General features: G+C 72.3%; 25 protein-coding genes. 17 read left to right on the forward strand and 8 right to left on the reverse strand.

What is annotated here, in order from left to right:
* Window positions 1-56: 56 nt before the first annotated feature.
* Window positions 57-494 carry an SRPBCC family protein gene (locus AB0J93_RS06915; protein ID WP_363918916.1) on the forward strand — a complete coding sequence of 146 codons (438 nt, stop codon included), beginning with the start codon at window positions 57-59 and terminating at the stop codon, window positions 492-494.
* Window positions 495-587: 93 nt separating this feature from the next.
* A complete protein-coding gene (locus AB0J93_RS06920; RefSeq protein WP_210824628.1) occupies window positions 588-1,355 on the forward strand; it encodes a polyprenol monophosphomannose synthase in 768 nt (255 codons plus the stop codon).
* A 16-nt stretch (window positions 1,356-1,371) separates the two neighbouring features.
* Here AB0J93_RS06920 and AB0J93_RS06925 read toward each other — a convergent pair whose 3' ends face one another.
* Entirely contained in the window at window positions 1,372-2,985 is a 1,614-nt protein-coding gene (locus AB0J93_RS06925; RefSeq protein ID WP_363918918.1) for an NAD(P)/FAD-dependent oxidoreductase, read from the reverse strand.
* Between the two features lie 69 nt (window positions 2,986-3,054).
* Here AB0J93_RS06925 and AB0J93_RS06930 point away from each other — a divergent pair, with 69 nt between their 5' ends.
* Window positions 3,055-4,488, forward strand: coding sequence for an aldehyde dehydrogenase family protein (locus AB0J93_RS06930; RefSeq protein ID WP_363918920.1), 1,434 nt, complete (start codon window positions 3,055-3,057; stop codon window positions 4,486-4,488).
* Between the two features lie 120 nt (window positions 4,489-4,608).
* Here the strand turns inward: AB0J93_RS06930 and AB0J93_RS06935 are convergent, their stop codons facing one another.
* On the reverse strand, window positions 4,609-5,010 hold the full coding sequence (locus tag AB0J93_RS06935) for a ChaB family protein (RefSeq protein ID WP_363918922.1): 402 nt from the start codon (window positions 5,008-5,010) through the stop codon (window positions 4,609-4,611).
* 140 nt (window positions 5,011-5,150) lie between these two features.
* On the opposite strand from AB0J93_RS06935, the gene AB0J93_RS06940 reads away from it, so the two are divergent.
* The 5 genes from AB0J93_RS06940 to AB0J93_RS06960 all read left to right on the forward strand — a co-directional run bounded on the left by AB0J93_RS06940 (window position 5,151) and on the right by AB0J93_RS06960 (window position 7,881).
* Window positions 5,151-6,128 (forward strand): YihY/virulence factor BrkB family protein, encoded by a 978-nt coding sequence (locus tag AB0J93_RS06940; protein ID WP_363918924.1) that lies wholly within the window; start codon window positions 5,151-5,153, stop codon window positions 6,126-6,128.
* Window positions 6,129-6,173: 45 nt separating this feature from the next.
* Window positions 6,174-6,590: a DUF2795 domain-containing protein gene (locus AB0J93_RS06945; protein WP_363918926.1), complete on the forward strand. Its 417-nt coding sequence runs from the start codon at window positions 6,174-6,176 to the stop codon at window positions 6,588-6,590.
* 49 nt (window positions 6,591-6,639) lie between these two features.
* The gene (locus AB0J93_RS06950; protein WP_363918928.1) at window positions 6,640-7,101 is read left to right on the forward strand and encodes an SRPBCC family protein; all 462 of its coding nucleotides are present in this window, start codon (window positions 6,640-6,642) and stop codon (window positions 7,099-7,101) included.
* Between the two features lie 142 nt (window positions 7,102-7,243).
* Window positions 7,244-7,501 carry a hypothetical protein gene (locus AB0J93_RS06955; protein WP_099846597.1) on the forward strand — a complete coding sequence of 86 codons (258 nt, stop codon included), beginning with the start codon at window positions 7,244-7,246 and terminating at the stop codon, window positions 7,499-7,501.
* A 170-nt stretch (window positions 7,502-7,671) separates the two neighbouring features.
* The gene (locus AB0J93_RS06960) at window positions 7,672-7,881 is read left to right on the forward strand and encodes a hypothetical protein (RefSeq protein WP_363918930.1); all 210 of its coding nucleotides are present in this window, start codon (window positions 7,672-7,674) and stop codon (window positions 7,879-7,881) included.
* Between the two features lie 73 nt (window positions 7,882-7,954).
* Here the strand turns inward: AB0J93_RS06960 and AB0J93_RS06965 are convergent, their stop codons facing one another.
* Window positions 7,955-8,401, reverse strand: a complete 447-nt coding sequence (locus AB0J93_RS06965) for a hypothetical protein (protein WP_363918932.1) — start codon at window positions 8,399-8,401, stop codon at window positions 7,955-7,957.
* A 159-nt stretch (window positions 8,402-8,560) separates the two neighbouring features.
* On the opposite strand from AB0J93_RS06965, the gene AB0J93_RS06970 reads away from it, so the two are divergent.
* Complete coding sequence (locus AB0J93_RS06970; RefSeq protein ID WP_363918934.1) at window positions 8,561-8,932, forward strand: DUF6401 family natural product biosynthesis protein; 372 nt, start codon at window positions 8,561-8,563, stop codon at window positions 8,930-8,932.
* Window positions 8,933-9,001: 69 nt separating this feature from the next.
* Here AB0J93_RS06970 and AB0J93_RS06975 read toward each other — a convergent pair whose 3' ends face one another.
* Complete coding sequence (locus AB0J93_RS06975; RefSeq protein WP_363918936.1) at window positions 9,002-9,862, reverse strand: hypothetical protein; 861 nt, start codon at window positions 9,860-9,862, stop codon at window positions 9,002-9,004.
* Between the two features lie 188 nt (window positions 9,863-10,050).
* On the opposite strand from AB0J93_RS06975, the gene AB0J93_RS06980 reads away from it, so the two are divergent.
* Window positions 10,051-12,180, forward strand: coding sequence for a SpoIIE family protein phosphatase (locus AB0J93_RS06980; RefSeq protein WP_363918938.1), 2,130 nt, complete (start codon window positions 10,051-10,053; stop codon window positions 12,178-12,180).
* A gap of 153 nt (window positions 12,181-12,333) precedes the next feature.
* A complete protein-coding gene (locus AB0J93_RS06985; protein WP_363918940.1) occupies window positions 12,334-13,611 on the forward strand; it encodes a cation:proton antiporter in 1,278 nt (425 codons plus the stop codon).
* Between the two features lie 24 nt (window positions 13,612-13,635).
* Here AB0J93_RS06985 and AB0J93_RS06990 read toward each other — a convergent pair whose 3' ends face one another.
* The gene (locus AB0J93_RS06990; RefSeq protein WP_363918942.1) at window positions 13,636-14,598 is read right to left on the reverse strand and encodes an FAD-dependent oxidoreductase; all 963 of its coding nucleotides are present in this window, start codon (window positions 14,596-14,598) and stop codon (window positions 13,636-13,638) included.
* A 164-nt stretch (window positions 14,599-14,762) separates the two neighbouring features.
* Between AB0J93_RS06990 and AB0J93_RS06995 the strand changes: the two genes are divergently transcribed.
* Together AB0J93_RS06995 and AB0J93_RS07000 are read left to right on the forward strand one after the other, a co-directional pair.
* A complete protein-coding gene (locus tag AB0J93_RS06995) occupies window positions 14,763-16,145 on the forward strand; it encodes a glycoside hydrolase family 6 protein (protein ID WP_363918944.1) in 1,383 nt (460 codons plus the stop codon).
* A 171-nt stretch (window positions 16,146-16,316) separates the two neighbouring features.
* Complete coding sequence (locus tag AB0J93_RS07000; RefSeq protein ID WP_363918946.1) at window positions 16,317-16,904, forward strand: general stress protein; 588 nt, start codon at window positions 16,317-16,319, stop codon at window positions 16,902-16,904.
* Window positions 16,905-16,954: 50 nt separating this feature from the next.
* Here the strand turns inward: AB0J93_RS07000 and AB0J93_RS07005 are convergent, their stop codons facing one another.
* Entirely contained in the window at window positions 16,955-17,476 is a 522-nt protein-coding gene (locus AB0J93_RS07005; RefSeq protein WP_363918948.1) for a GNAT family N-acetyltransferase, read from the reverse strand.
* A gap of 173 nt (window positions 17,477-17,649) precedes the next feature.
* Here AB0J93_RS07005 and AB0J93_RS07010 point away from each other — a divergent pair, with 173 nt between their 5' ends.
* Window positions 17,650-18,144 carry a MarR family transcriptional regulator gene (locus tag AB0J93_RS07010; RefSeq protein ID WP_363918950.1) on the forward strand — a complete coding sequence of 165 codons (495 nt, stop codon included), beginning with the start codon at window positions 17,650-17,652 and terminating at the stop codon, window positions 18,142-18,144.
* A gap of 10 nt (window positions 18,145-18,154) precedes the next feature.
* Window positions 18,155-19,141, forward strand: coding sequence for a pirin family protein (locus AB0J93_RS07015; protein ID WP_363918952.1), 987 nt, complete (start codon window positions 18,155-18,157; stop codon window positions 19,139-19,141).
* Between the two features lie 52 nt (window positions 19,142-19,193).
* Here the strand turns inward: AB0J93_RS07015 and AB0J93_RS07020 are convergent, their stop codons facing one another.
* Window positions 19,194-19,322, reverse strand: a complete 129-nt coding sequence (locus AB0J93_RS07020) for a hypothetical protein (protein ID WP_275415497.1) — start codon at window positions 19,320-19,322, stop codon at window positions 19,194-19,196.
* 122 nt (window positions 19,323-19,444) lie between these two features.
* Between AB0J93_RS07020 and AB0J93_RS07025 the strand changes: the two genes are divergently transcribed.
* Complete coding sequence (locus AB0J93_RS07025) at window positions 19,445-21,034, forward strand: phospholipase D-like domain-containing protein (protein ID WP_363919464.1); 1,590 nt, start codon at window positions 19,445-19,447, stop codon at window positions 21,032-21,034.
* Here AB0J93_RS07025 and AB0J93_RS07030 read toward each other — a convergent pair.
* Window positions 20,983-21,687: a hypothetical protein gene (locus AB0J93_RS07030; RefSeq protein ID WP_363918954.1), complete on the reverse strand. Its 705-nt coding sequence runs from the start codon at window positions 21,685-21,687 to the stop codon at window positions 20,983-20,985. The two genes, AB0J93_RS07025 and AB0J93_RS07030, sit on opposite strands and share 52 nt — an antisense overlap.
* A 422-nt stretch (window positions 21,688-22,109) precedes the next feature.
* Between AB0J93_RS07030 and AB0J93_RS07035 the strand changes: the two genes are divergently transcribed.
* Window positions 22,110-22,934 (forward strand): SigB/SigF/SigG family RNA polymerase sigma factor, encoded by an 825-nt coding sequence (locus AB0J93_RS07035; protein WP_363918956.1) that lies wholly within the window; start codon window positions 22,110-22,112, stop codon window positions 22,932-22,934.
* Window positions 22,935-22,962 lie beyond the last annotated feature (28 nt).

A 22,962-nucleotide genomic window follows, 5' to 3' on the forward strand; every position in this document is an offset into this window, starting at 1 on the left:
CCCGGCCACCTCGTTAGCCGAGGCCACGGGCCGGGTACCGAGGGGCGGTGGCGGTCGTGGAGAAATTGATCGAGGTACCGGCCGGGCAGGTGTGGGCGGTGCTCGCGGACGGATGGACCTACAGCGACTGGGTGGTGGGCACCGCCCACATGCGCAACGTGGACCAGGACTGGCCCCGGGTGGGCACCCGGCTGTACCACCGAGCCGGTCCCTGGCCGTTCTCCCTGGAGGACTGTTCGACGGTGCTGGCCTGCGAGCCGGGTCGAAAACTCGTGCTCCGGGTGCAACTCTGGCCAGCCGGGGAGGCGGTGGTGGTCTTCACCCTGGAACCCGTCGGCACGGACGCGACCCGGGTGCTGCTCGCCGAGGACTTCGCTGCCGGACCGCTGCGTTGGATCCGCACCAAAATCAATGATCTGGTGCTGCATCTGCGCAACGAGGAGACCTTGGACCGGCTCTCCGACATCGCCCGCCGGCAGAAGACACCGGACTGATCGCGGGCACGGCGACGGGGAGCCATTTCACCCCGGAAGGGACAAGTGGCTACGCTCACGGGGAACCCTGTCCGCAGACCGAGGATGTCCCCCATGATCGAACCCGTCCAGTTGCCCTCGCCGTGGCGGGACGTGCGCCTGACCGTCGTGGTCCCGACCTACAACGAGGCGGGCAACCTGCCGACGCTGGTCGAGCGTCTCCTCGCGCTGCCCCTACCCGGCCTGAAGGTGCTGGTCGCCGACGACAACTCCCCCGACGGCACCGGTGAGGTCGCGGACAAGCTCGCCATAGAGCATCCGGAACGGGTGCAGGTCGTGCACCGGCCGGGCAAGGAGGGTCTGGGCCGGGCGTACGTGGACGGGATCGGCCGGGCCCTCGACGGCGGCGCCGAGTACGTGGCCCAGATGGACGCCGACCTGTCCCACCCGCCGGAGGCGTTGCCGGGCATGCTCGGCGCCCTGCTGTCCACTCAGGCCGGTGTGGTCATCGGCTCACGCTACGTGCCCGGCGGCGAGCTGGACGAGAACTGGCCGCTGTACCGACGGGCGCTCAGTGGCTGGGCGAACCTGTACGTGCACACGCTGCTGCGGGTACGTATCCGCGACCTCACCGCCGGTTTCAAGATCTGGCGGGCCGACGCGCTGCGCGACATCGGGCTGGAGCGGGTGCAGTCCAACGGCTACAGCTTCCAGGTCGAGATGCACTACCTGGCCACCAAGTTGGGGCACACCATCCTGGAGGTGCCGATCCGGTTCGAGGAGCGGCGGGACGGTGCCTCGAAGATGACCACCGCCACCAAGATCGAAAGCGCCCTCATGCCGTTCAAGCTCCGTACCCGGCACCGCAACATCGAGCCCTGACCGGTCGGCCCGGCGGTCACGCGTAGACGGCCCGGTGCGCGCTGGCGATCGCCCGTTGGTACAACCCACCGGTGAGGGCCCGGTCGCGAGCCAGCGCCGCACGGGCGGCGTTCGCGCCGGGTGCGCCGTGCACCCCGCCGCCGGGGTGTGCCGACGAGCTGGCCAGGAAGAGTCGGTCCACCGGGGTGTCGGCGCGGCCGAGTCCGGGGACCGGCCGCAGGAAGAGCTGCTGGTAGGGGGCGGCGGTGCCGCCGCCCAGCGCGCCGCCGACCAGGCTCGGGTTCGCCTCCTCCAGCTCGGCCGGGCCGGCCACGTGCCGGCCCACGACCAGACTGCGGAACCCGGGGGCGGCGGCTTCCAGCACCGTCTCCATCCGCTCGACGTGGGCCATGATGTCGTCGGCCCGCCAGTGCCGGCGAAACGGCAGGTGGGTGTACGACCAGAGCGACTCGGTGCCCGGCGGCGAGTGGCTCGGGTCGGCCACCGACATCTGCCCCACCAGCAGGAACGGGTCCGGCGGCAGCTCGCCCAGGGCCAGCGTGGCGGCGTAACCGGTAAGCCCGTTGAGATCCGCTCCCAGGTGCACCGTGCCGACGGTGGACACGCGGCGGTTCGTCCAGGGCATCGGGGCGGACAGCGCCCAGTCCACCTTCAGCGTGGACCCGTCCCAGCGGAAGTGTTCCAGGTCGGCCACCAGTCGCGGGGGCAGCACGGCCGGGCCGACCAGATCCAGGTACAGCGCGGGCGCGGGCACGTCGGCGAGCACCGCCCGACGGGCCCGCCAGTTGGTACCGCCGACGGTGCGTACCCCCACCGCCCGGCCCCGGGCGACCAGGATCCGGTCCACCCGGGCACCGTAGAGGATCCGGCCGCCCCGCTCGGCCAACCGGGCAACCAGCGCGTCGGTGATCTTCTGCGCGCCGCCCTCCGGCACCGGCCAGCCGACCTGCTGGCCGAGCATGGCGAGCAGCCACCCGTAGACGCCGGAGCCGGCCTCCTCGGTGGACAGGTCGGTGTGCAGGGCGCAGCCGGCGAGCAACGCCGGCCCGCCGGCACCGGTGAACAGTTCCTCACCGAGCCGGCTCGCCGGCAGCACCAGCCGCCGGGCCAGCCGCAGCGAGCCGCCGACCCGCAGTCGGCGCAGCAGGCCGAGGCCGCCGCGTACCGGCGGGAACGGAGTGGTGATCAGCTCCAGCATCGGGTCGGCGACCTGCTGCCACTGCTCGTACGCGGTCAGCCAGCGCTCGCCGTCACCGGGGGCGAAGGTCTCCAGTGACGCCGCCGTGACGGTGGGGTCGCGGTTGAGCACGGCGGCCCGGTCGTCGGGGAACAGGTGGGCCAGCACGTCGGGGGCGTGCCGCCAGGAGAGCCCGTACCGGGTCAGGCCGAGCCCGCGCAGCACCGGCGAGGCGTAGCCGAGCGGGTAGAACGAGCTGAAGAGGTCACTGAGGTAGCCGGGCGCGGTCACCTCGGCCGAGCGCACCGCCCCGCCGGGTACCCCGGTCGCCTCCAGCACCAGCACGTCCCAACCCGCGTCGGCCAACAGGTTGGCGGCGACCAGGCCGTTGTGTCCGGCACCGACGACGACGGCGTCGGCCCGCTCGGCACCGAGGGAACCTGGCGAAGTCATCCGAGGACGCTACCCCGAGTCGTTCCGACGAAACGTTTGCCGGGGCCGGGCCCGGGCATGCAGCGCGCCATGTACACGGTCACGCAGCTCATCGGTGGGGTCTGGGGTGCCGGCGGGGAGGCCGGCGAGTTGACGGTGCACGATCCGGCCGATGGCCGCCCGGTGACCAGCGCCCCGATCGCCACCGCTGACGAGGTCGACAAGGCGGTGGCGGCGGCGCGGGGAGTCGCGTCCGAGTGGGCCGCGACGGCCCCGGCGGCGCGGGCCGCGGCGCTGCACCGGATCGCCGACGCGGTCAGCGAGATCGCCGACGACCTGGCGCAGGCGACGACGGCCGAGATGGGCAAGCCTCTCGCGGACGCCCGGGGCGGCGTCGAGGCGGGCGTCGCCACCCTGCGGCAGTACGCCGAACTCGCGCCGGCCCGGGGCGGCCGTACCCTGCACGGCGATCCCGCCGCGATCGACTTCATGACGCCACAGCCGCGTGGCGTGGTGGCTGCCATCACGCCGTGGAACGACCCGGTCGCCGTGTCGTGCGGGCTGCTCGGTGCGGCCCTGGTCACCGGGAACGTGGTGCTGCACAAGCCCAGCGAGCGCACTCCCGCGACGGGGTGGCTGCTGGCCCGCGCATTCGACACCGCCCTGCCGGCCGGGGTGCTGTCGCTGCTCAGCGGCGGCCCGACGACCGGCGCGGCGTTGGCCGCCGCCGAGGTGGACATGGTCGCCCACGTGGGCTCCAGCGCCACCGGCCGGGCGATCGCCACGGCCGCGGCCGGCACCGGCGCCAAGGTGCTGCTGGAGAACGGTGGCAGCGACCCGCTGATCGTCGACGCCGACGTCGACCCGAACTGGGCCGCCGGTGAGGCCGCCCTGGGCGCCTTCGCCAACGCCGGACAGATCTGCGTCGCGGTGGAGCGGATCTACGCCCACCGCGACGTCGCCGAGGACTTCGTGGACGCGCTGGTCGAGCGGGCCGCCGCACTGCGGGTCGGACCGGGGCGCGACCCGGACACCCAGCTCGGCCCGCTGGTCGATCGGCGCCATCGCGATCAGGTCCACGGGCAGGTGATCGCGGCGATGGCGGACGGCGCCCGGCTGCGCGTCGGCGGCACCCTGCCGGAGGGGCCTGGTGCCTTCTACCCGGCGACCGTGGTCGACCGCTGCCGGCACGACCTGGCGTTGATCCGCGAGGAGACGTTCGGCCCGGTCGCCGCCGTGGTGGTGGTCGACTCGTTCTCCGAGGCGCTGCGATGCGCGGCCGACTCACCGTACGGGTTGGCGGCGACCGTGCTGACCGGGTCGATGAGCCACGCCCAGCGGGCCTGGCGGGAGCTGCCGGTGGGCACCGTGAAGGTGAACGCGGTCTTCGGCGGCGCGCCGGCCGGTGCCGCGCACCCCCGCCGGGGCAGTGGTCAGGGCTTCGGTTACGGACCGGAGCTGCTCGACGAGTTCACCGCCACCAAGGCGGTACACATTCAGGCACCCGGCGGCGGCCACTGGTGAACCGGCGCCTCGGACCGGGCGTGCCGCAGGGGCCCGGCCCGGCGCGTACGCCGGTCGGGCCCCTGTCGACGAACGGCGGGCTCGACCCGCCACGGGCCGTGTGGGTCGACGAACGTCGGCTCAGCGACCGCGGGCCTTGCGGGTCTGGCGGTCGTTGGCCTTCTGGATGGCCTTGACCAGTTCCGGCTTGGTCATGCTCGACCGCCCCGACACGTCCAGTTCGCGGGCCACCCCCATGAGGTGTTCCTTGGGGGCGTTCGCGTCGACCCCACCGGCGGTCGGTGCCCGCCGGGCGGGGCCACCGCCGGCGGCCTGCTGGTCGCTGGGGCCCTTGCGGCCCTTCGGCTCCCAGTGGTCGCCGACCTTCTCGAACTCGTGCTTGACGGCGGCGAACGCGGTGCGGTGCGCCCGCTCGCCCTCGCCGTAGGTCTCGACCGCGGAATCGTGTGTCTTCTCCCAGGTGCGCTGGGCCTTCTCCGGGGAGCGCCGCAGCGTGCTGGGCAGTACCTCGCGCCCGGGCATCTCGATCCTCCTCCGTGTGCGAGCGATTCGGATTGGTGTACCCGGGCGATGCGGCGGCAAACGTCGGCGGCGTTTGCCGCTCGACCGCGCCGGGTACCGGCGGGGCCAGCTACGGTGCCCGCAGTGCCCAGGGAGCGGCTATGACGACGACGAACCCCGACGCCCCGTCGACCGATCCGCCGGTGCCGGGGCTACCCGGGATCCGCCAGCTCCGCTGGCAGACCTGGCGTGGCGTGCTGGTCCGCGCCGGACGCAACTACCTGCGGGACAACTGCACGGACTGGGCCGCCGCGCTCACCTACTACGGGGTGCTGGCGCTGTTCCCCTCCACCGTCGTGGTGGTGGCCCTGGTCGGTCTGGTCTCCGACGGTGAACGCACCGTCGACACGGTGCTCGATCTGGCCCGCGACGTCGGTGCCGGCTCCGTGGTGGCGAACGAGAGTTTCGTCGGCGTGGTCCGCGAGGTGGTGGACCAGAACAGCTCCGCCGGGGTGCTGCTCAGCTTCGGTCTGCTCGGCGCGCTCTGGTCGGCCTCGAACTTCATCGCCTCGTTCACCCGGGCCTCGAACGCGATCTACGGCGTGGTCGAGGGACGGCCGGTGTGGAAGCTGCGCCCGACACAGATCGGACTGGCTGCCCTGTCGCTGGTGCTGCTCGCCACCGTGGCCGCCGGTCTGATCGTCAGCGGCCCGGTCGCCGACGCGGTCGGTGACCTGGTGGGGGCCGGCGGTGCGGCCCGCACCGCGTGGGCGGTGGCCAAGTGGCCGGCGCTTGCGTTGATCGCGATGCTGTTGATGTCCCTGCTGTTCTGGGTCGCCCCGAACGTGCGTCAGCCACGCTTCCGCTGGCTCACCCCCGGCGGGGTGGTGGCCCTGACCACCTGGGCGCTCGGCTCCTTCGGCTTCGGGTTGTACGTGGCGAACTTCGGCTCGTACAACACCACGTACGGCAGCCTCGGAGCGGTGATCGCGTTCCTGGTCTGGCTCTACCTGTCCAACTCCGCGCTGATGCTCGGTGTCCAGATCAACGCCGAACTTCAGCGGGGACGGCGGCTCCAGTCCGGCCGGGAGGACGCCGACGAGCCGGTGCTGCCGCCGCGGTCGCCGGCCGGTGCGTGACCGCTCACCGGTTTACCACCCGTCCCGCCGGGTAGCGCAGAAGACATGGATCGCGGCAGCAGCAAGCACTCACCGAGGGTCGACGAGCAGATGAGCCAGGAGGTCAGCGGCCTCGTGCAGGGGCCGGGGACCGGCGGCTCACGGGTCGACGAGTTCCGCGTCCCGGAGCCCGCGGGAGAGGACCAGCCGGAGCCGACCACGGCGCCGGCCGGCGACCTGCGCAGCGGCGCTCCCCAGGGCATGACCTCCGAGGACGTCGAGGCCCGCAGCCGGTTGGGGCGGTTCATCACGATGAGCGCCCTACCCGGGGACCGGGCCGCACTGCTCGCCAACGCGCGCGAGAACGAGGCCCCCGACGACGTACTGGCCGCGTTGGAGCGCCTGCCCGAGAGCACCCGGTACCAGACGGTGTCCGAGGTGTGGGCGGCGCTCGGCCACACAAACGAGACAACGCGCTGGTAGGTGGACCCGACCGGTCCGCAAGCCTCACCAAGCGCAGGGAAGGATGCTGATGAGTGGCGTAATTGAGCATGTCGACGTGGCCGTCCCGGTGCGGACGGCGTACGACCAGTGGACCCAGTTCGAGGAGTTTCCGCAGTTCATGGAGGGCGTGCAGGAGATTCGCCAGGTCTCCGACACGATGACCCACTGGACCGTCGAGATCGCCGGGGTCAAGCGGGAGTTCGACGCTGAGATCACCGAGCAGCTGCCCGACGAGCGGGTGGCGTGGCGGTCGACCGGCGGCACCCAGCACTCCGGGGTGGTCACCTTCCACCGACTGGACGAGAACAGCAGCCGGGTCAGCCTCCAGTTGGAGTTCGACCCGCACGGCGTCATCGAGCAGGCCGGCGACAAGCTCGGCGTGGTCGACCGCCGGGCCAAGGGCGACCTGCAACGGTTCAAGACGTTCATCGAGCGGCGCGGTCAGGAGACCGGTGCGTGGCGCGGGCAGGTCGACCGTCCGCAGCCCTGATCCCGCGATGAGACCGTCGACGGCCGCCGGGTGTCCCCGGCGGCCGTCGCCGCGTGCACCGGATCCGGTGCCCTACCGCCGAACGATCACGCCCGGCCTGGGGGTGCCGTTTGCGACGACGGCGCGGGGGTACCGCGATGGCATGACCGACGACAGGGCGTGGCGCAACGAGGAACGACTCCCGCTGGAGGAACTGGACCGGGCCGTCGCCCGGTCCACGCTCGACGGGCAGGCCGACGACGTGACCGGCAACGACGCCGGAGAGGAAGCCGCCTTCGGGCACGGCCCCGAGGCGGCCGACCGGGGTGGCGAGGTGCCCGGCACCGGCCGCGAACCCACCGATCCGGACCGCGCCTACCGCCCCTCCACCACCGGGCGCACCGGCCCGGACACTCTCTGACACCACCACGGGTACGCGTTCCGGGCCGCGGCAGCGGTCCGTGAGGTACCCGGAGCGCGACAGCCGGCAGCGGAAACAGGTCAGCCGAACGGACGGCGAATTCGGACAGCTCAGGCAGAATCGGCCGTTCGGCTGACGGCAATGGCCGCGTCGCGCGCAAGACTTTCGGAATGCATCAGGGCTCCGGCTTCCTCTCCACGCGTCAGCGTCGCCTGGCATGGCTCGGCTTCCTCCTCGCCGCAGTGCAGGCACCCGTCTCCGCCAGGCTGGTCGACGACAGCTCGTGGCTGTTCAGCCTCTGCGTCGCGCTGATGGTGGCGACCGTGATCATCGCCGACGACGCCGCGCGGCGCCGCCCGGCGGACGCGCCTTCCGAGTAGGGGCTGCCCGAGGTCACCGGCCGGGTCGAGGCGGCACACTTCGCCGGCCGCGCGCCTCGGCCGGGCCGAGGGCTCATGGTTCGCCAACCGGGCGCGCCTCGTGGCCCGAACGCCCGTGTGTCCGGCGGCGTTCCTTCATCTCCGCCTCGTAGAGGTGCCGTCGGCCACCGACCAGTTGGTCACGTGCCGACCGGTCCAGGTCGCGGAACACCGCGTGGTATCCGTCGTCGAAGTCCTCGACGATCTGGAACGTCCACCGACCGGCGATGACGTTGCGGCCCACCAGTTCGTCGGCGATCCGGTCGGCGATCCCGGGGTGCCCGGCGTCGCGGAACATCCGTACCGCGTCGTCGAGCATCAGGTCGGCGTGCCCGATGAGCTGGTGCAGCGAGTAGAGATAACCACGGGCGCGTTCCACGCACTCCAGGGCCTCGCTGAGCTTGCCGAGGGCGGCCACCGTGTCGTCGCTCACTCCGGCCGGACGCCGGTGCTGCTCGTCGGGCCCGTCGGTGGTGTCCATCCGTACCTCCTGGTGCCGGTCGTGCCGCAGCGTCCGCTTACCCGCCGTCCGCCGCGCCCGACTCGATCCCCTCGGACACCTGCCGGGCACCGCCGCGGATACCGGGACCGTCCGAGCGGCCGAGGTCGCGACGCTGCGGGTTGGCTACATTCGTTCCCCATGCGCGTGCCGTCGAACCGGGTCGTCTCCCCCACCGCCGTCGACTGGACCCGGTCCAGTCTGGTCACGCTCGCCAACGCCGTGGGGCTGGACGGGCTCGCCGCCGCCTCCGCCCGGCCGGGGCTGCTCGCCGCCGTGGACCAGCACGCCGCCGCGGTGCGTGACAGCCTGCGCGGGGACCGGCGGCCGTTGACCGCCGCAGCCCTCGCCGGTTACGCCGACGGTGTGCGCGCCGCCGCCGAGGAGTACGGCTGGCAGCCGGCCACCCCGATCGACTGGGCGGAGGCGGACTGGGTACTGCTGCGCCTGCTCGCGGTCTGCGCGCTTACGGCCGCGCTGGACACCCCGGCGCCGCAGCCACCACCGTTGTGAGGTGGGACGGGTGCCCGCCATGCGGCGGACACCCGTCCCAGTGCGACCGGCAACGCGACCGAAGCACCGTCACGGACGGAACTGCTGGGTCTCGTCGCCCGCGTTGCCGGACTGGTAGGTACCCCGTCCCCCGGCCATCGAGGACTCCGATCCCCGGGCGGCCGGCTGGGCCGCGCCGGTCCGGTCGGCCATCTGCCGCTGCATGTCGCCGCGACCGGCCTCGGCACCCTGCCGCTGCTCGCGGATCGCCCGCGACTCCTCGGCCGCTCTGGTGAGCCAGCCTTCCCAGCGGTTCTGCATCGGCCGCACCAGACCACCACCGACGCCGATGATCAGGATGCCGGCCACCGTGGCGAGCACCGCGATCAGCACGGGCTGGGTGACGGTGGTGGCGATACCCACCTGGTTGAGCGCCGCGATGACGCCCAGCGCGATGATGAAGATCGCCGTCACGTCGGCCAGGAAGCGGCCGTACGACAGCCCGCCGAGCGCCCCGGTGACGAGATCCCGCACCGCGTTGGCGATCGCGGCGGCCACCACCACGATGACGATCGCGACGAACGCCCGGGGCAGCCACGCCACCACGCCGGCGATCAGATCGCTGATCGCGTTCGGCCCCCAGACGCCGAAGGCGAACTGAAGGGTGAACAGCAGCACCGCGTAGTACGCGAGCCTCGCCAGGATGTCACTGGCGTCGTACCGCGTCCGCTCCAGCGCACGCTTGATACCGCCCCGTTCGACCCACCGGTCGAACCCCACCCGTTCCAGGACCGTGTCCACGATCTTGAGCACGGCTCTGGCGATGAGCCATCCGACCACGAGAATCGCGATGAACGCGATGGCCCGGGGCACGAACAGCAGCACCGACCTCCACATGTCGGCCGCGGCGTCACCGATGTTGACCTGCCTGGCCGCGAGGGTTTCCGGCATGACGTCCCTCCTGTCGCATGGATTGCCCCGCGCGCTTACCCCTTCCCCCGGCCAGCACGCCGCTCCGATCACCCCCTTTTTCTGGACAGACCGCACCGGAACGGCTCTGACCTGCGCTGACGTCCCGACCCGGCGCGCCCGGCCGATGATCGGGAACGCCGGTCGAGCGGGCGGACTAGGCTGCGTTCATGCCAGGAACGGTCGGGCGAGTACCCACGCCAGCAGGCCCGCTGCCGGGCACGGCGGTGCCGGGCACGGCGACCGTCGCCGGCCACCCCCGCTGGGGTGCCACGGTGCTCGGCCCGTACGAGTCGTGGGATCCCGCCGTCCGCGCGACCGTCGAGGTGGTGCTCGCCTCTCCGGCCCCGATGGCCCTGCACCTCGGCGCGGAGTTGCTGCTGCTGTACAACGACGCGTACGCCGACCTGATCGGCGATCGGCACCCGGAGGCCATCGGCCGTCCCCCCGCCGAGGTCTTCGCCGAGGTCTGGCAACGCCCCGGGGTGGGTGACGTCGTCGAGCAGACCTATCGCACCGGCGTTCCCGTCCTGGACCGGGAGATCCCGCTCCCCCTGCACCCTGCCGCCGTCGCCCTCGACCAGCCCGTCTACACCCGTGCCTGCTCACCGTTGCGGGACAGCCACGGCCGGGTCGTCGGCGTGCTGTCCGTGGTGGCCGAGACCAGCCCGGCCACCCGCCAGTTGCAGGGCCTCAGCGATTTCGCCGCGGCGCTCGCCGGCACGCTCACCCTGGACGACGTGGCCCGGGTGGCAATGCGCTACGCGATCACCTCGTTCGACGCCGACCGGGTCTCCTTCGCGGTGGACGACGGGGGCGGTGGCAGCGGGTGGCGGATGGTCCGGCGGGTCCGCGGCGAGTTGGTGGACGAGGCGGACGAGCGGCTGCCCCCGCTGTGGCGGCGCGGCCCGGCCGGCTGGTCGGCGCCGGCGGTGGTCAGTGCCCGCAGCGGACAGGCCAGCTTCATCGACGACGGCCAGCCCCTGCACGAGATCGCGGCGGACCGGCACGACGAGAAGATCCGGGCCCTGGCGGCGGTACCGCTGCGGGCCTCGGTGGTCCGGGGAGCGCTGACGGTCGGCTACCGCTCGGCGCATCCGTGGTCGGCGGCGGAGCGGGCACTGCTGGCAGCCTCGGCCGAACTGGTCGGGCAGGCCACCGAACGGGCCCGCCGGTTCGAGACCCAGCACGGCACCGCCCAACTGCTGCAACGCAGCATGCTGCCGGAGAACCTGCCGGTCCTGCCCCGCCTGCGGATCGCCGCGCGTTACGACCCGGGGGTCGACGGCAACGCCGCGGGCGGGGACTTCTACGACGCGTTCGTGCTGCCCACCGGCGACCTGGGTGTGGTCCTCGGCGACGTCGCCGGCCATGACGTGCAGGCCGCCGCACGGATGGGCCAGGTACGCGCCGCGCTGCGGGCGCTGGCGCTCAACGACCCCCGCCCGGACCAGGTGCTCGCCGGGCTCGACCGGCTGGTAGGCAGCCTCGGCGCCGAGGCCGGCACGTACGAGCTGTTCGTCACCGTGGCGTTCGGCGTCATCGACGTCGGCCGGGAGGAGCTGACCCTGGCCAGCGCCGGTCATCCGGCACCACTGGTGCGTCGCTGTGCGGCGACGGGTGAGCCGAGGGCCGAGTACCTCGACGTGCCCTCCGGTGCCCCGTTGGGGATCGGCTACCGGGCGGCGACGCGTACCGTCGCGTTCTCGCCCGGCGACACGCTGCTGCTGTTCAGCGACGGTGTGGTGGAACGACGCCGGCGCGGGTTGTCGGACGGCCTGGAACGCCTGGCGGAGTCGGTGGCCGGGGCACCCAGCGGCGACCCGAGGTCGTTGTGCGCGGTGGCCTCCGCGGCCGTGCCCGGCGCGACCGAGGACGACGTGGCCGTGCTCGCTGTCGAGTACGCGGTGCGGCCCAGCCGGTCGGCGCGGATGGAGGTGCCCGCCGAGCCGACCGCGCCGAGCCGGGTGCGGCACTGGATGACCGCCCAGCTCACCGAGTGGGAGGTCGCGGAGTCGGTGATCGGCGCGGCGGTGCTGTGCACCAGCGAGCTGACCACCAACGCGTTGCTGCACGCCGGCACCGCGGCTCGGGTGGAGGTCGATCTAAGCCCGGAGCGCCTGCTCGTGTCGGTGGCCGACTCGGGTTCCCGGGGCACGGTGAGCCGGGCCCGCACGGAGACGCTGAGCAGCCGCGGACGCGGGTTGGGTCTGATCGAGGAGCTGAGCGACGCCTGGGGCACCGACCCCACCGTCCGCGGCTCGACGGTCTGGTTCGAGATCCTGCTCCCACCCGCCTGAGCACTCCACGGAGGCTGACGCCGCTCGCCGTCGGTCACCGGCCGGCACCGTCGTCACCGGGCGCGGGAGTTTTCCCCGGATTACCGGAACCTCCGCCGGGGCACGTTGTGCGCCACCTGTCCGCGTGCCGCGGACGTGGCGAGAGGCGGTCCGGTGGAGACGATCGACTTTGCGTTCGCGGTGCTCGGCGTGGCCGCGCTGCTCGCCGGCATCCTGCCTCGGTTGTTGGAGCGGCGACCGCTGTCGATGCCGCTGGCCTTCCTCGGCTTCGGGATGCTTGTGTACGCGCTGCCCACCGGACTGCCCGTGCCGGATCCCCTGTCACATCGGGATCTGGCCACCCATCTGACCGAGATCTGCGTGATCGTCGCGCTGATGGGCGCCGGCTTGAAGATCGATCGTCCGTTGAGTTGGGCGCGCTGGTCGTCGACGTGGCGGCTGCTGGCCGTGGCCATGCCGCTGTGCATCGCCGCCGTCGCACTGCTCGGGTGGTGGTGGGCGGGCCTGGTGCCGGCCAGCGCGTTGCTGCTCGCCGCGGCGCTCGCGCCGACCGATCCGGTCCTCGCCTCCGACGTCCAGGTCGGTGAACCCACCGCCGAGTCGGACTCCGAGGACGAGGTTCGCTTCGCGCTCACCTCGGAGGCGGGGTTGAACGACGGTCTGGCGTTTCCGTTCGTCTACGCGGCGATCGCGATCGCCGGCACCGGCCTCGCTCCCGGCGACTGGCTGGTCCGCTGGATCACTGTCGACCTGCTCTACAAGGTCGGGGCCGGGCTGGTCGGTGGGCTCCTGATCGGTTGGCTGCTCGGCAAGCTCTTCTTCCGGGCGCCCAGCGAGTTGCGGCTGGCCCGGCACGCGGAGGGATTCCTGGCGCTGGCCGCCACCTTCCTGGCGTACGGGCTGGTGGAGGTGGCCGGCGGCTACGGCTTCCTGGCGGTCTTCGTGGCCGCCCGCGCGATCCGGGCGGCGGAGCGCAGCCACCAGTACCACGCGGTGCTGCACGACTTCGCCGAGCAGGTGGAACGGCTGCTCACCGTGCTGATGTTGCTGCTGCTGGGCGGCGCGGTGATCGGCGGTCTGCTGGCCCCGTTGACCTGGCCCGCCGCGCTGGTCGGCCTGGCTCTGGTGTTCCTGGTCCGGCCGCTGGCCGGTTGGCTGGCGCTGCGCGGCGCACCGGGACGACCGGCGGAGCATTTGGTGATCGCCACCTTCGGCATCCGGGGCATCGGCTCGTTCTACTACCTGGCCTACGCCACCACGAAGGCGGACTTCCCGCAGGCGGAGCTCGTCTGGGCCACCGCCGCCCTGGTGGTGATCGTCTCCGTGGTTGTACACGGCGTCGCGGCGACCCCGGTCATGCGGTTGTTGGACGCGTCCGGTCCGCGTACCAGGACGGCGGCCCCGAAGCCTTCCGCAGCCGTCGCCGCCTGAGCCGCCCACCCGGCGGCGCGATGGTCAGGTCAGCCGGCGGGCCAGCGCCCGGCCGAGGTCGCGGCCGGAGCACCAGGCGGTCTGCACCCGGGGTTTTCCGAACGCGTCCCCGGCCAGTCCGATGCCGTCGTCGTCGAGGTGGAAGCCGGTGTCCGGGCCACCACCGTCGGCCGGCTTGGCGTACGTCCACCGGTGCACGTGCAGGTGTTCTGCCCGGTCGGCGAGGGCGAGCAGGTCGCGTACGGCCGCCTCGACGTCCGGCGCGGCCGCGGTGGGTTGGGCCAGGTGTCCGGCCGCGAACTCCTCGGTGGTGTGGGCGACCAGGACCGCAGCACCGTCGCCGCGCCGGTCGCCGTCGTCGCAGACCAGGCTGAGCAGGGGATGGTCGTTGACGAACGCGCCCCGGAAGTCACTCCACCGCCGGCTCGGAAACCGCAGCATCGCCGCCAGGGTCGGCGACCACCGCTGCCGTGCCACGGCCTCGGTGGCCGCGGCGAGTCCCGGGTCGAGCAGCCACGCGGCCTGCGGCCCGGGCATCGCCAGCACCACCGCCGCGCACTCCTCGCCGTCCACGGTCGGTCCCGGCCCGACCCCGAGCACCAGCCGGTTCACCACCACGGGCAGGTCCCGGGCGAGATGTTCCACAAGCGAGCGCAGCCCACGCGGTGCCGCCCACCGCATCGGCCCGCGGACCTCGCGGCGGCCCCCACCGTCGTACGCGACGAAGGTGTCGGTCCACTCGCGGGCCAGACCGGCCGCCTGCCAGCCGCGTACCACCTCGGCGAACTCGGGGTCGCTCACGGTCAGGTAGGCCGCGCCGAGGTCGGCGGGGCGGCCGTCGAAGCGCCGGCTGGCCATCCGGCCGCCGGCCACCCGTCCCCGCTCCCGGATCTGGACCGGTACGCCGGCGTCGCGCAGTTCCCGGGCGCAGGCCACACCGGCGATCCCGGCACCGATCACCACCACGCCCGACCGCTCACCATGCATCCCATGATCGTAGGGCGGCCCGCCCGCCACGGCTCGACGCCCGGGAGACGGTGGTCGGTCGGATACTTCCGGAAGGTCTTCACAAGCCGGCAATCGGCCCGTACCTTGTCGGACATGTGGGAGCGCTTCCACGCACTTTCTTCGATGGGTACGAGGAGCAGACCATGAGAACCCGAAGCACCTTCGCTCTGGTCGGCGTCGTGGCGACGGCACTGACCGTGGCCGGCAGCGTCGGCGTGGGCGCGCTGCGCCCCGCGCCCGCCGCGGCCGCCGACTCCGCCTTCTACGTCGACCCGCAGACCAGCGCCGCCCGCTGGGTGGCGGCCAACCCGAACGACTCGAAGGCCGCCGTGATCCGGGACCGGATCGCCAGCGTCCCCCAGCCCCGCTGGTACACCACCACCAACACCTCGACCGTACGCGCCGAGGTGGACTCCTTCGTCGGCGCCGCAGCCGCCGCCGGCAAGATCCCGATCCTGGTGGTCTACAACATCCCCAACCGTGACTGCAGCAACCACAGCGGGGGCGGCGCACCGAACCACTCGGCCTACCGGCAGTGGGTGGACCAGGTCGCCGCGGGCCTCGGCGGTCGGCCGGCCAGCATCATCCTGGAGCCCGACGTGCTCCCCATCATGACCAGCTGCATGAACGAGAGCCAGCAGGCCGAGGTACGGGCCTCGATGGCGTACGCCGGCAAGGCACTCAAGCGGGGTTCGTCCGCGGCGAAGGTCTACTTCGACATCGGCCACGGTGGCTGGCTCTCCGCCGGGGAGGCCGCCGCGCGGCTGAACGCCGCCGACATCGCCAACAGCGCCGACGGCATCTCGGTGAACGTGTCGAACTACCGCCGCACCGCCGACGAGGTCTCGTACGCCAAGCAGATCATCGCGGCCACCGGCAACTCCCGACTGAAGGCGGTCGTCGACACCAGCCGCAACGGCAACGGCCCGGCCGGCTCCGAATGGTGTGACCCGCCGGGGCGGGCGATCGGCACCCCGAGCACCACCAACACCGGTGACTCCGCCATCGACGCGTTCCTCTGGGTGAAGCTGCCGGGCGAGGCGGACGGCTGCATCGCGGCAGCGGGTCAGTTCGTGCCGCAGCGGGCGTACGACCTGGCCATCGCGGCCGGTCCGGTGCCGACCACGGCACCGCCGACCACCACCCCGCCGACCACCACGCCGCCCACCACCACGCCGCCCACCACCACCCCGCCCACCACCAACCCGCCCGGCGGTGGCTGCTCGGTGACGTTCACCCCGAACACGTGGACCGGTGGCTTCACCGCCGAGATCCGGGTCACCAACCGCGGCTCCGCGTTGAACGGCTGGAACCTCACCTTCAACGTCGCCTCCGGGGTGCAGCTGAGCAACGGCTGGAACGGTGACTGGAGCCAGTCCGGCAACCAGATCACGGTCCGCAACGCCGCCTGGAACGGCAACCTGCCCAGCGGCGGCACGGTAAGCGTTGGTCTTCAGGGCACCTACACCGGCAGCAGCCTGTCCGCGCCGAGCGGTTACACGCTGAACGGGACCGCCTGCGCCTGATCGCCCGACCCGTCCCGAGGGCCCCCGGCCGCCGCCCGTACCGGCGGCGCCGGGGGCCCGCCCCTGTTCCGGTAGGGCCGCCGCTTCAGCGCAGGCGCACGAGCCGGAGGCCGCCGGGGTGTTACCGCCGCGCCGACGGGGGAAGGCGACCGGCGACGAAGGAGGAGACCCATGACCACACAGTCGAACCCCTCGGCCTGGCAGCCGGGTGTGACCGGCGGCGGCACCCTCCCGTCGGGTCCCGGCGGCCGCCCGGCCGCTCCCAGTGGCGACGGCCACGGACCGCCGACCGGGCCGCCGACCGTGACGATCGGCGCGTTCCCGGATTATCCGGCCGCCCAGCGGGTGGTGGACCACCTCGCCGACAACCGGTTCCCGGTGGAACGCACCGCCATCGTCGGCACCGACCTGACCCTGGTGGAGACCGTGCTGGGCCGGATGACCACCGCTCGCGCGGCGCTGGTCGGGGCCGGTACGGGGGCCTGGTTCGGTCTGTTCATCGGCCTGCTGTTCGGCATCTTCACCGTCGGCAACTGGGTGGCGGTGATCCTCGCCGGCCTCGTCATCGGTGCGATCTGGGGTGCCGTCTTCGGTGCCGTGGCACATGCGATGACGGGCGGGCAGCGTGACTTCACCTCCGCCAGTTCCCTGCGGGCCAACCAGTACGCGGTCACCGTGGAGGCCGACGTAGCCGACCAGGCCCGTCAGCTGCTAGCCCGGCTCAACCTGGGTGGACGGGCTCCGCAGACGGCGGGCTGACCCCGCGAAGACGCCGACCGGGCGGTCCCGCCGTGGGTGGGGCCGCCCGGTCAGTCGGTGGCGAGGCGGGCGTGCAGGTGCTCGTCGTAGCGTCGGCCGTCGCCGTAGCGGTGCGACTGCCGCAGGGTGCCCTCGGCCGGAAAGCCGGCCCGCTCGGCGACCCGGCAGGACGCGGGGTTGGCCACCGCGTGACACAACTCGATCCGTTCCAGCCCGAGGTCGGCGAAGGCCCACCCGCTGAGCCGTACGACCGCAGCCGTGGCGACCCCGCGACCGCGGGCGGCAGCGACGGTCCAGTAACCGATCGACGCGTCGCCGGCGTGAATGCGGTGCAGCGACACCGAACCGAGCAGGATCTCCGGGTCGACCGGGTCGGCGGCCGCCAACGACACGTGGCCACCGCCGGACCAGTCGGCCCGCCACCGTAGCCAGCGCAGCGCGGCGTCGAGGTCGAGCGGGTCGCCCTGCGGGTTCCACTGGGCGATCGCCGGATCACGCCAGGCATCCAGGACGGCGGGTGCGTCCGCCTCCCGCCAGGGACGCAGCAGCAGGCCGGGAGCGGTCAGTTCCACGGCGGCAGAGTCTCACACCGCCCGCTCCGGGCGCGCACCGGATACCTCCCCGGAGGTCGCCCGGTCCGTTCCTTCAAAGCTTGACCAATACCCGTTCCCCTCCCCCCGCCACACCGCAGTCACCACTACGGCGAACTCTTGTTCAAATTTTGAACAGGTGCTACCTTTGCGGCGTGACGGAGAGCCTGGACCGCGACCGCCTGACCGCCTGGCGGACCTACATCGAGGCCAGCCAACGCTTGTTCACCCGGCTGGAGGACGACCTGCGCGCCGACAGCGGGCTCAGCTTCGCCGACTACCACGTGCTGGTGCTGCTCTCCGAGGTGCCAGGGCAACGACTGCGGATGGGCGAGTTGGCCGACCGCCTGGTCTTCTCACCCAGCCGACTGACCTATCAGGTCTCCTCCATGCAACGGCGGGGCCTGGTCGCCCGGCAGCCCTGCCCGCAGGACGGCCGGGGCAATGAGGCGGTGCTGACCGCCGCCGGGCTGCTGGCGCTGCGGGAGGCCGCGCCGCACCACCTGCACTCCGTGCGTACCCACTTGATGGACGACCTCGACGATGCCGAGGTCGCCGTCCTGACCAGGATCTTCACCCGGCTCGGCCGACGGCTGCGAGGGGCCGACGGCAGCGACGCCACCCTCGCCACCGCCCCCGGCGACAACTGAAGGAGCCCCGATGCCCGCCATCACCGTCGACAACGTCCTCGTCCTGCCCCGGCTGCCCCGGCTCGACGAGTCCACCGCGTTCCGGCCGGTCCGCCGGCTCACCACCGCGCCCAGCGGCTTCGAGGGCGAGGGTTTCCCGGTGCGCAAGGCCTTTGCCGGGGTGCCGATGAGCGAGCTGGACCCGTTCATCATGCTCGACCAGATGGGCGAGGTGGACTACGCACCCGGCGAGCCGAAGGGCACCTCCTGGCACCCGCACCGGGGCTTCGAGACCGTCACCTACATCATCGACGGGATCTTCGACCACCAGGACAGCCACGGCGGCGGCGGCACCATCACCAACGGCGACACCCAGTGGATGACCGCCGGCAGCGGCCTGCTGCACATCGAGGCCCCGCCGGAGCACCTGGTGGTCAGCGGCGGGCTGTTCCACGGCACCCAACTGTGGGTCAACCTGCCCGGTGCGGCCAAGATGAGTCCACCGAAGTACCAGGACATCCGTGGCAACGAGGCCGCGCTGCTCACCACCCCGGACGGCGGGGCGCTCATCCGGGTGATCGCCGGTGAGATCGCCGGCCACCGCGGGCCCGGCTCCACCTACACCCCGATCACCGTCACCCACGTGACGGTCGAGCCGGGGGCGCAGGTGGACCTGCCCTGGCGGCCGGACTTCAACGCGTTGGTGTACGTGCTCGGCGGGCGCGGCACGGTGGGCGCCAACGGGCGCGGCGTACGCACCGGACAACTGGCCGTGCACGGGCCGGGCGACGCGTTGCGGTTCAAGGCGAACGCCCGCCAGGACAGCCGCAACCAGACCCTGGACCTCTACATCATGGGCGGCCAGCCCATCCGGGAGCCGGTTGCGCACTACGGGCCGTTCGTGATGAACACCCGCGACGAGCTGATCCAGGCATTCGAGGACTTCCAGGCCGGACGGCTCGGAGTCGTCCCGGCGGAGCGGCTGCCGCACACCGAGGGGCAGGGCGAGCGCCCCTGATCGACCGCGCTGGACGCAGGGCGGCTCCGGTCACCGGGGCCGCCCGCCCGGCTCAGGAGACGGCGAAGATGCCGGCCACACCGAGCAGGACCATCACCAGCACGGTCAACAGCGCCCCCCGCTCGCTTTCCACCGCCTGCTCGCGGTGCTCGGTCGCGGAGTTCGTCGGCTCGCCGGACATGCTTCGGCTCCTCGTTGCTCGGGGTGCGGGTCGGTCGCCATCAGCCGGCAGCCCACCAGCGTGCGAGCCCGACCACGGGTTCGTATGGTGAGGACGTGAACGACCTCTCTGAGGGCGGGAGCGTGCCGCTACAGGACTGGTTCCTCACCGCACCGGAACGCGCCAACCCGGTCTCTGAGTTACCCGTCTGGACCAGTGGAAACCTCGCCGAGCCGCTGATTCACGGTGCCGCGTACTTCGACCGGCTGGTCACCGAGGTCGAGCGGCTGGGCGAAGGCGACCACCTCTTCTTCGCCGACTGGCGGGGCGACCCGGACGAGCGCCTGCGTCCGGACGGACCGACGACCTCCCAACTGTTCGCCCGCGCCGCCCAGCGCGGCGTGGTGGTCAAGGGTCTGATCTGGCGGTCGCACCTCGACGTGCTGTCCTACAGCCACCAGGAGAACCGCAACCTCAGCGAGGCCATTTCGGCAGCCGGCGGTGAGGTGCTGCTCGACCAGCGGGTCCGGCGAGGTGGATCACACCATCAGAAGCTGGTGGTGCTGCGCCGTCCGGCCGCCCCCGAGCAGGACGTCGCCTTCGTCGGCGGCATCGACCTCTGCCACAGCCGTCGCGACGACGACGCGCATCACGGTGACCCACAGGCGGTACGGATGGCCGCCGCCTACGGCGACCATCCGCCCTGGCACGACGTGCAGCTCGCGCTGCGCGGGCCGGTGGTGGGCGCGCTGGACACCACGTTCCGCGAACGCTGGACCGACCCGATGCCGCTGGATTCGGAGAACCCCCTGGCCTATCTGCGCGACCGGTTGCGCGGGGCGGATCTCACCCCCGGGCCGCTGCCGGAGCAACCGGCCGACCCGCCGACCTGCGGGCCGCATCACGTCCAGGTGTTGCGCACCTACCCGGCGGTCCGGCCCCGGTACGCGTTCGCACCGGACGGCGAACGCACGGTGGCCCGCGGCTACACCAAGGCCGTACGCCGGGCCCGTCGGCTGATCTACCTGGAGGACCAGTACCTCTGGTCCACCGAGGTAGCCGAACTCTTCGCCGGAGCGCTGCGCGACAACCCGGAGCTGCATCTGGTCGCCGTGGTACCCCGCCATCCCGACGTGGACGGGCGGCTGGCCCTGCCGCCGAACACGGTCGGTCGCGAGCAGGCGCTGGCCCTGTGCGAGCAGGCCGCGGCAGGGCGGGTGCACGTCTTCGACGCGGAGAACCACGCCGGCACCCCGGTCTACGTGCACGCCAAGGTGTGCGTGGTCGACGACGTGTGGGCCTGCGTCGGCAGCGACAACTTCAACCGACGGTCCTGGACGCACGACAGCGAACTGTCCTGCGCGGTGCTGGACGACACTGCGGACGAACGCCACCCGCCCGATCCGGCCGGTCGGGGTGACGGGGCCCGGCAGTTCGCCCGGGAGCTCCGGCTACGTCTGCTCCGCGAGCACCTGGACCGCGATCCGGCCGGCGGCGACGACGCCGACCTGATCGACCCGGACGACGCGGTCGCCGCGATCACCGCCGCCGCCGAGGCGTTGCAGCGCTGGTACGACGGCGGGCAGGTGGGCCCGCGCCCACCCGGCCGGCTGCGACCGCACCGTGCCCGGCGCCTGCCCTGGTGGATCCGGGCCTGGGCGTTGCCCGCGTACCGCCTGGTCTACGACCCCGACGGCAGACCGCTGCGGGCCCGCCGGTCCGGCACCTGGTAGCTCGGCTCCAACTCGCCGAGCACCGTCAGCCCTCCGGGGTACGCGAACGAGGAGCGCGGCGAGTAGTAGCCCCAGGCGATGGTGAGCGGGTTCTCCGGGCGCAACGCGTACACCGGGTGGTCCGGATCGAGGAACTCGACCGATTCGATCTCGAACGAGGTGGACGGTTCGGCGACCACCGCATAGATGCTGCTGACCAGTTGACCGTGCAACTCGGTCAGGTAGCGATGGTGCCCGTTGTGCACGGCGTGTCCGGTGTCACCGACGCGCACCTGGGCCCGGATCACCGGCACGCCCTCGATGTCCGTCCCGGTGACGATCGTGTCGCCCTGCTCGGTGATGCTGGTGCGGCCGGGTACGGCCGGGGCACCCCGGGCCAGGGCGTAGCCGCGTACCCGCTCGCTGGAGGTGACGTAGTGGGTCCACCAGCCACCCGGGGTCACCCCGTCCGGGGCGTCCATGTCGACAAGCGTGACGCCGAGGTAGGTCAGGGAGTAGGAACCGAAGCCGGAGGTCTGGCTCTCGTCGTCCACGACGTACTGGTTCATGAAGACCTCGCGGTCCGGGTGGGGCCGTAGCCCCGTGGGGACCAGCGCCGCCACCGCGTCCGGGTCCGCCGGCAGCCAGCTGAAGTACAGCGTCCGGCTGTTCACGACGAGGTGAGGAACGGCAGGATCGAGCACGGCACCTCCGGTTCAGGGTTGTACCCCGCGACGTTAAGCCCGGTCCCGTTCACGGGACAACGACGGATTGGTGACACTCCGCTTGCCACCTGCGGCGGCCATCGTCCGTTCGGCACCGCGACGACCTCGTCCGGATCGGCGATCATGGACGTACGGACATCCGCGACTGGTCCGGTCGGCCGCCCGTACGCGGCAGTCGCGACGATCTGACCGCTCTCGACAGGTCAGCCTGAGGCCCTTTGCGGCTTTTATGCCCAGAAATAACTTAAGTACATCGTCCTTTCGGCTAGATTTCTGGCAGACGATCGGGCTAAGGTGACTCCCGAACGTACTAACAGAACCAACCAAAGCGTCACGTCTATATCCGCGGACGAGGTGCAGGGAGGACCACCATGACCGCGTCAACGATCACTGAATCGGCGACCACCCCGGCAACCCCGGCCCCGAAGCTCGACCCGCGGGCGCTCACCGACAGCGCCGCCGAGCTGCTGAACGCCATGGCTGCGCTGCCGGCCGGGCATCCCTCCCGGGCCGCCCTGCGTGACCGGGCGATCGAGGCCTGGCTGCCGCTGGCCAACCACCTCGCCCACCGCTACAGCGGTCGCGGCGAGCCCACCGACGATCTCGCGCAGACCGCCGCCGTCGGCCTGATCAAGGCCATCGACAAGTTCGACCCGTCCCGCGGGGTCGACTTCGCCGGGTACGCGATCCCCACCATCATCGGCGAGCTGAAGCGGCACTTCCGCGACCGGACGTGGGACATCCGCGTACCTCGCCGGTTGCAGGAGCTGCGGCTGGCCATCTCCGACGCCAACAGCACCCTGTTGCAGTCCCTGGGTCGCTCCCCGACCGTGGCCGACATCGCCGCCCACCTCAAGCTCACCGAGGAAGAGGTGCTGGAGGGCCTGGAGGGCGCCCGCGCGTACAACGCGGTGTCGCTGTCCACCCCGACCGGTGACGGCGACCGCGCGACCGAGCTGGGCGACATGCTCGGCGGTGAGGACAGCGAGTTCGAGCTTGCCGAGCTGCGGGTGGCACTGGGCCCGGCGCTGGCCACGCTGGACGAGCGCGAGCAGAAGATCCTGACGCTACGGTTCTACGGCAACCTGACGCAGTCGCAGATCGCGGAGCAGATCGGCGTGTCGCAGATGCACGTGTCGCGGCTGCTGACCCGGGCCCTGACGAAGCTGCGGGGTCAGCTCGACGGCACGTACTAGGAGGGGGTGGCGATGGTGGCCGGGTCCG

This window comes from Micromonospora sp. NPDC049374, assembly GCF_040677165.1.
Taxonomy (GTDB): domain Bacteria; phylum Actinomycetota; class Actinomycetes; order Mycobacteriales; family Micromonosporaceae; genus Micromonospora.

What these genes read in the sequence shown, in the direction of transcription:
- AB0J93_RS07035 (WP_363918956.1), top strand. Translation starts at nt 22,110, where the DNA reads ATGACCGCGTCAACGATCACTGAATCGGCGACCACCCCGGCAACCCCG.
- AB0J93_RS07015 (WP_363918952.1), top strand. Translation starts at nt 18,155, where the DNA reads ATGCCCGCCATCACCGTCGACAACGTCCTCGTCCTGCCCCGGCTGCCC.
- AB0J93_RS06940 (WP_363918924.1), top strand. Translation starts at nt 5,151, where the DNA reads ATGACGACGACGAACCCCGACGCCCCGTCGACCGATCCGCCGGTGCCG.
- AB0J93_RS06965 (WP_363918932.1), bottom strand. Translation starts at nt 8,401, where the DNA reads ATGGACACCACCGACGGGCCCGACGAGCAGCACCGGCGTCCGGCCGGA.
- AB0J93_RS07000 (WP_363918946.1), top strand. Translation starts at nt 16,317, where the DNA reads ATGACCACACAGTCGAACCCCTCGGCCTGGCAGCCGGGTGTGACCGGC.
- AB0J93_RS07020 (WP_275415497.1), bottom strand. Translation starts at nt 19,322, where the DNA reads ATGTCCGGCGAGCCGACGAACTCCGCGACCGAGCACCGCGAGCAGGCG.
- AB0J93_RS06945 (WP_363918926.1), top strand. Translation starts at nt 6,174, where the DNA reads ATGGATCGCGGCAGCAGCAAGCACTCACCGAGGGTCGACGAGCAGATG.
- AB0J93_RS06990 (WP_363918942.1), bottom strand. Translation starts at nt 14,598, where the DNA reads ATGCATGGTGAGCGGTCGGGCGTGGTGGTGATCGGTGCCGGGATCGCC.
- AB0J93_RS06975 (WP_363918936.1), bottom strand. Translation starts at nt 9,862, where the DNA reads ATGCCGGAAACCCTCGCGGCCAGGCAGGTCAACATCGGTGACGCCGCG.
- AB0J93_RS06925 (WP_363918918.1), bottom strand. Translation starts at nt 2,985, where the DNA reads ATGACTTCGCCAGGTTCCCTCGGTGCCGAGCGGGCCGACGCCGTCGTC.
- AB0J93_RS06995 (WP_363918944.1), top strand. Translation starts at nt 14,763, where the DNA reads ATGAGAACCCGAAGCACCTTCGCTCTGGTCGGCGTCGTGGCGACGGCA.
- AB0J93_RS06970 (WP_363918934.1), top strand. Translation starts at nt 8,561, where the DNA reads ATGCGCGTGCCGTCGAACCGGGTCGTCTCCCCCACCGCCGTCGACTGG.
- AB0J93_RS06980 (WP_363918938.1), top strand. Translation starts at nt 10,051, where the DNA reads ATGCCAGGAACGGTCGGGCGAGTACCCACGCCAGCAGGCCCGCTGCCG.
- AB0J93_RS06935 (WP_363918922.1), bottom strand. Translation starts at nt 5,010, where the DNA reads ATGCCCGGGCGCGAGGTACTGCCCAGCACGCTGCGGCGCTCCCCGGAG.
- AB0J93_RS06960 (WP_363918930.1), top strand. Translation starts at nt 7,672, where the DNA reads ATGCATCAGGGCTCCGGCTTCCTCTCCACGCGTCAGCGTCGCCTGGCA.
- AB0J93_RS06920 (WP_210824628.1), top strand. Translation starts at nt 588, where the DNA reads ATGATCGAACCCGTCCAGTTGCCCTCGCCGTGGCGGGACGTGCGCCTG.
- AB0J93_RS06930 (WP_363918920.1), top strand. Translation starts at nt 3,055, where the DNA reads ATGTACACGGTCACGCAGCTCATCGGTGGGGTCTGGGGTGCCGGCGGG.
- AB0J93_RS06950 (WP_363918928.1), top strand. Translation starts at nt 6,640, where the DNA reads ATGAGTGGCGTAATTGAGCATGTCGACGTGGCCGTCCCGGTGCGGACG.
- AB0J93_RS06955 (WP_099846597.1), top strand. Translation starts at nt 7,244, where the DNA reads ATGACCGACGACAGGGCGTGGCGCAACGAGGAACGACTCCCGCTGGAG.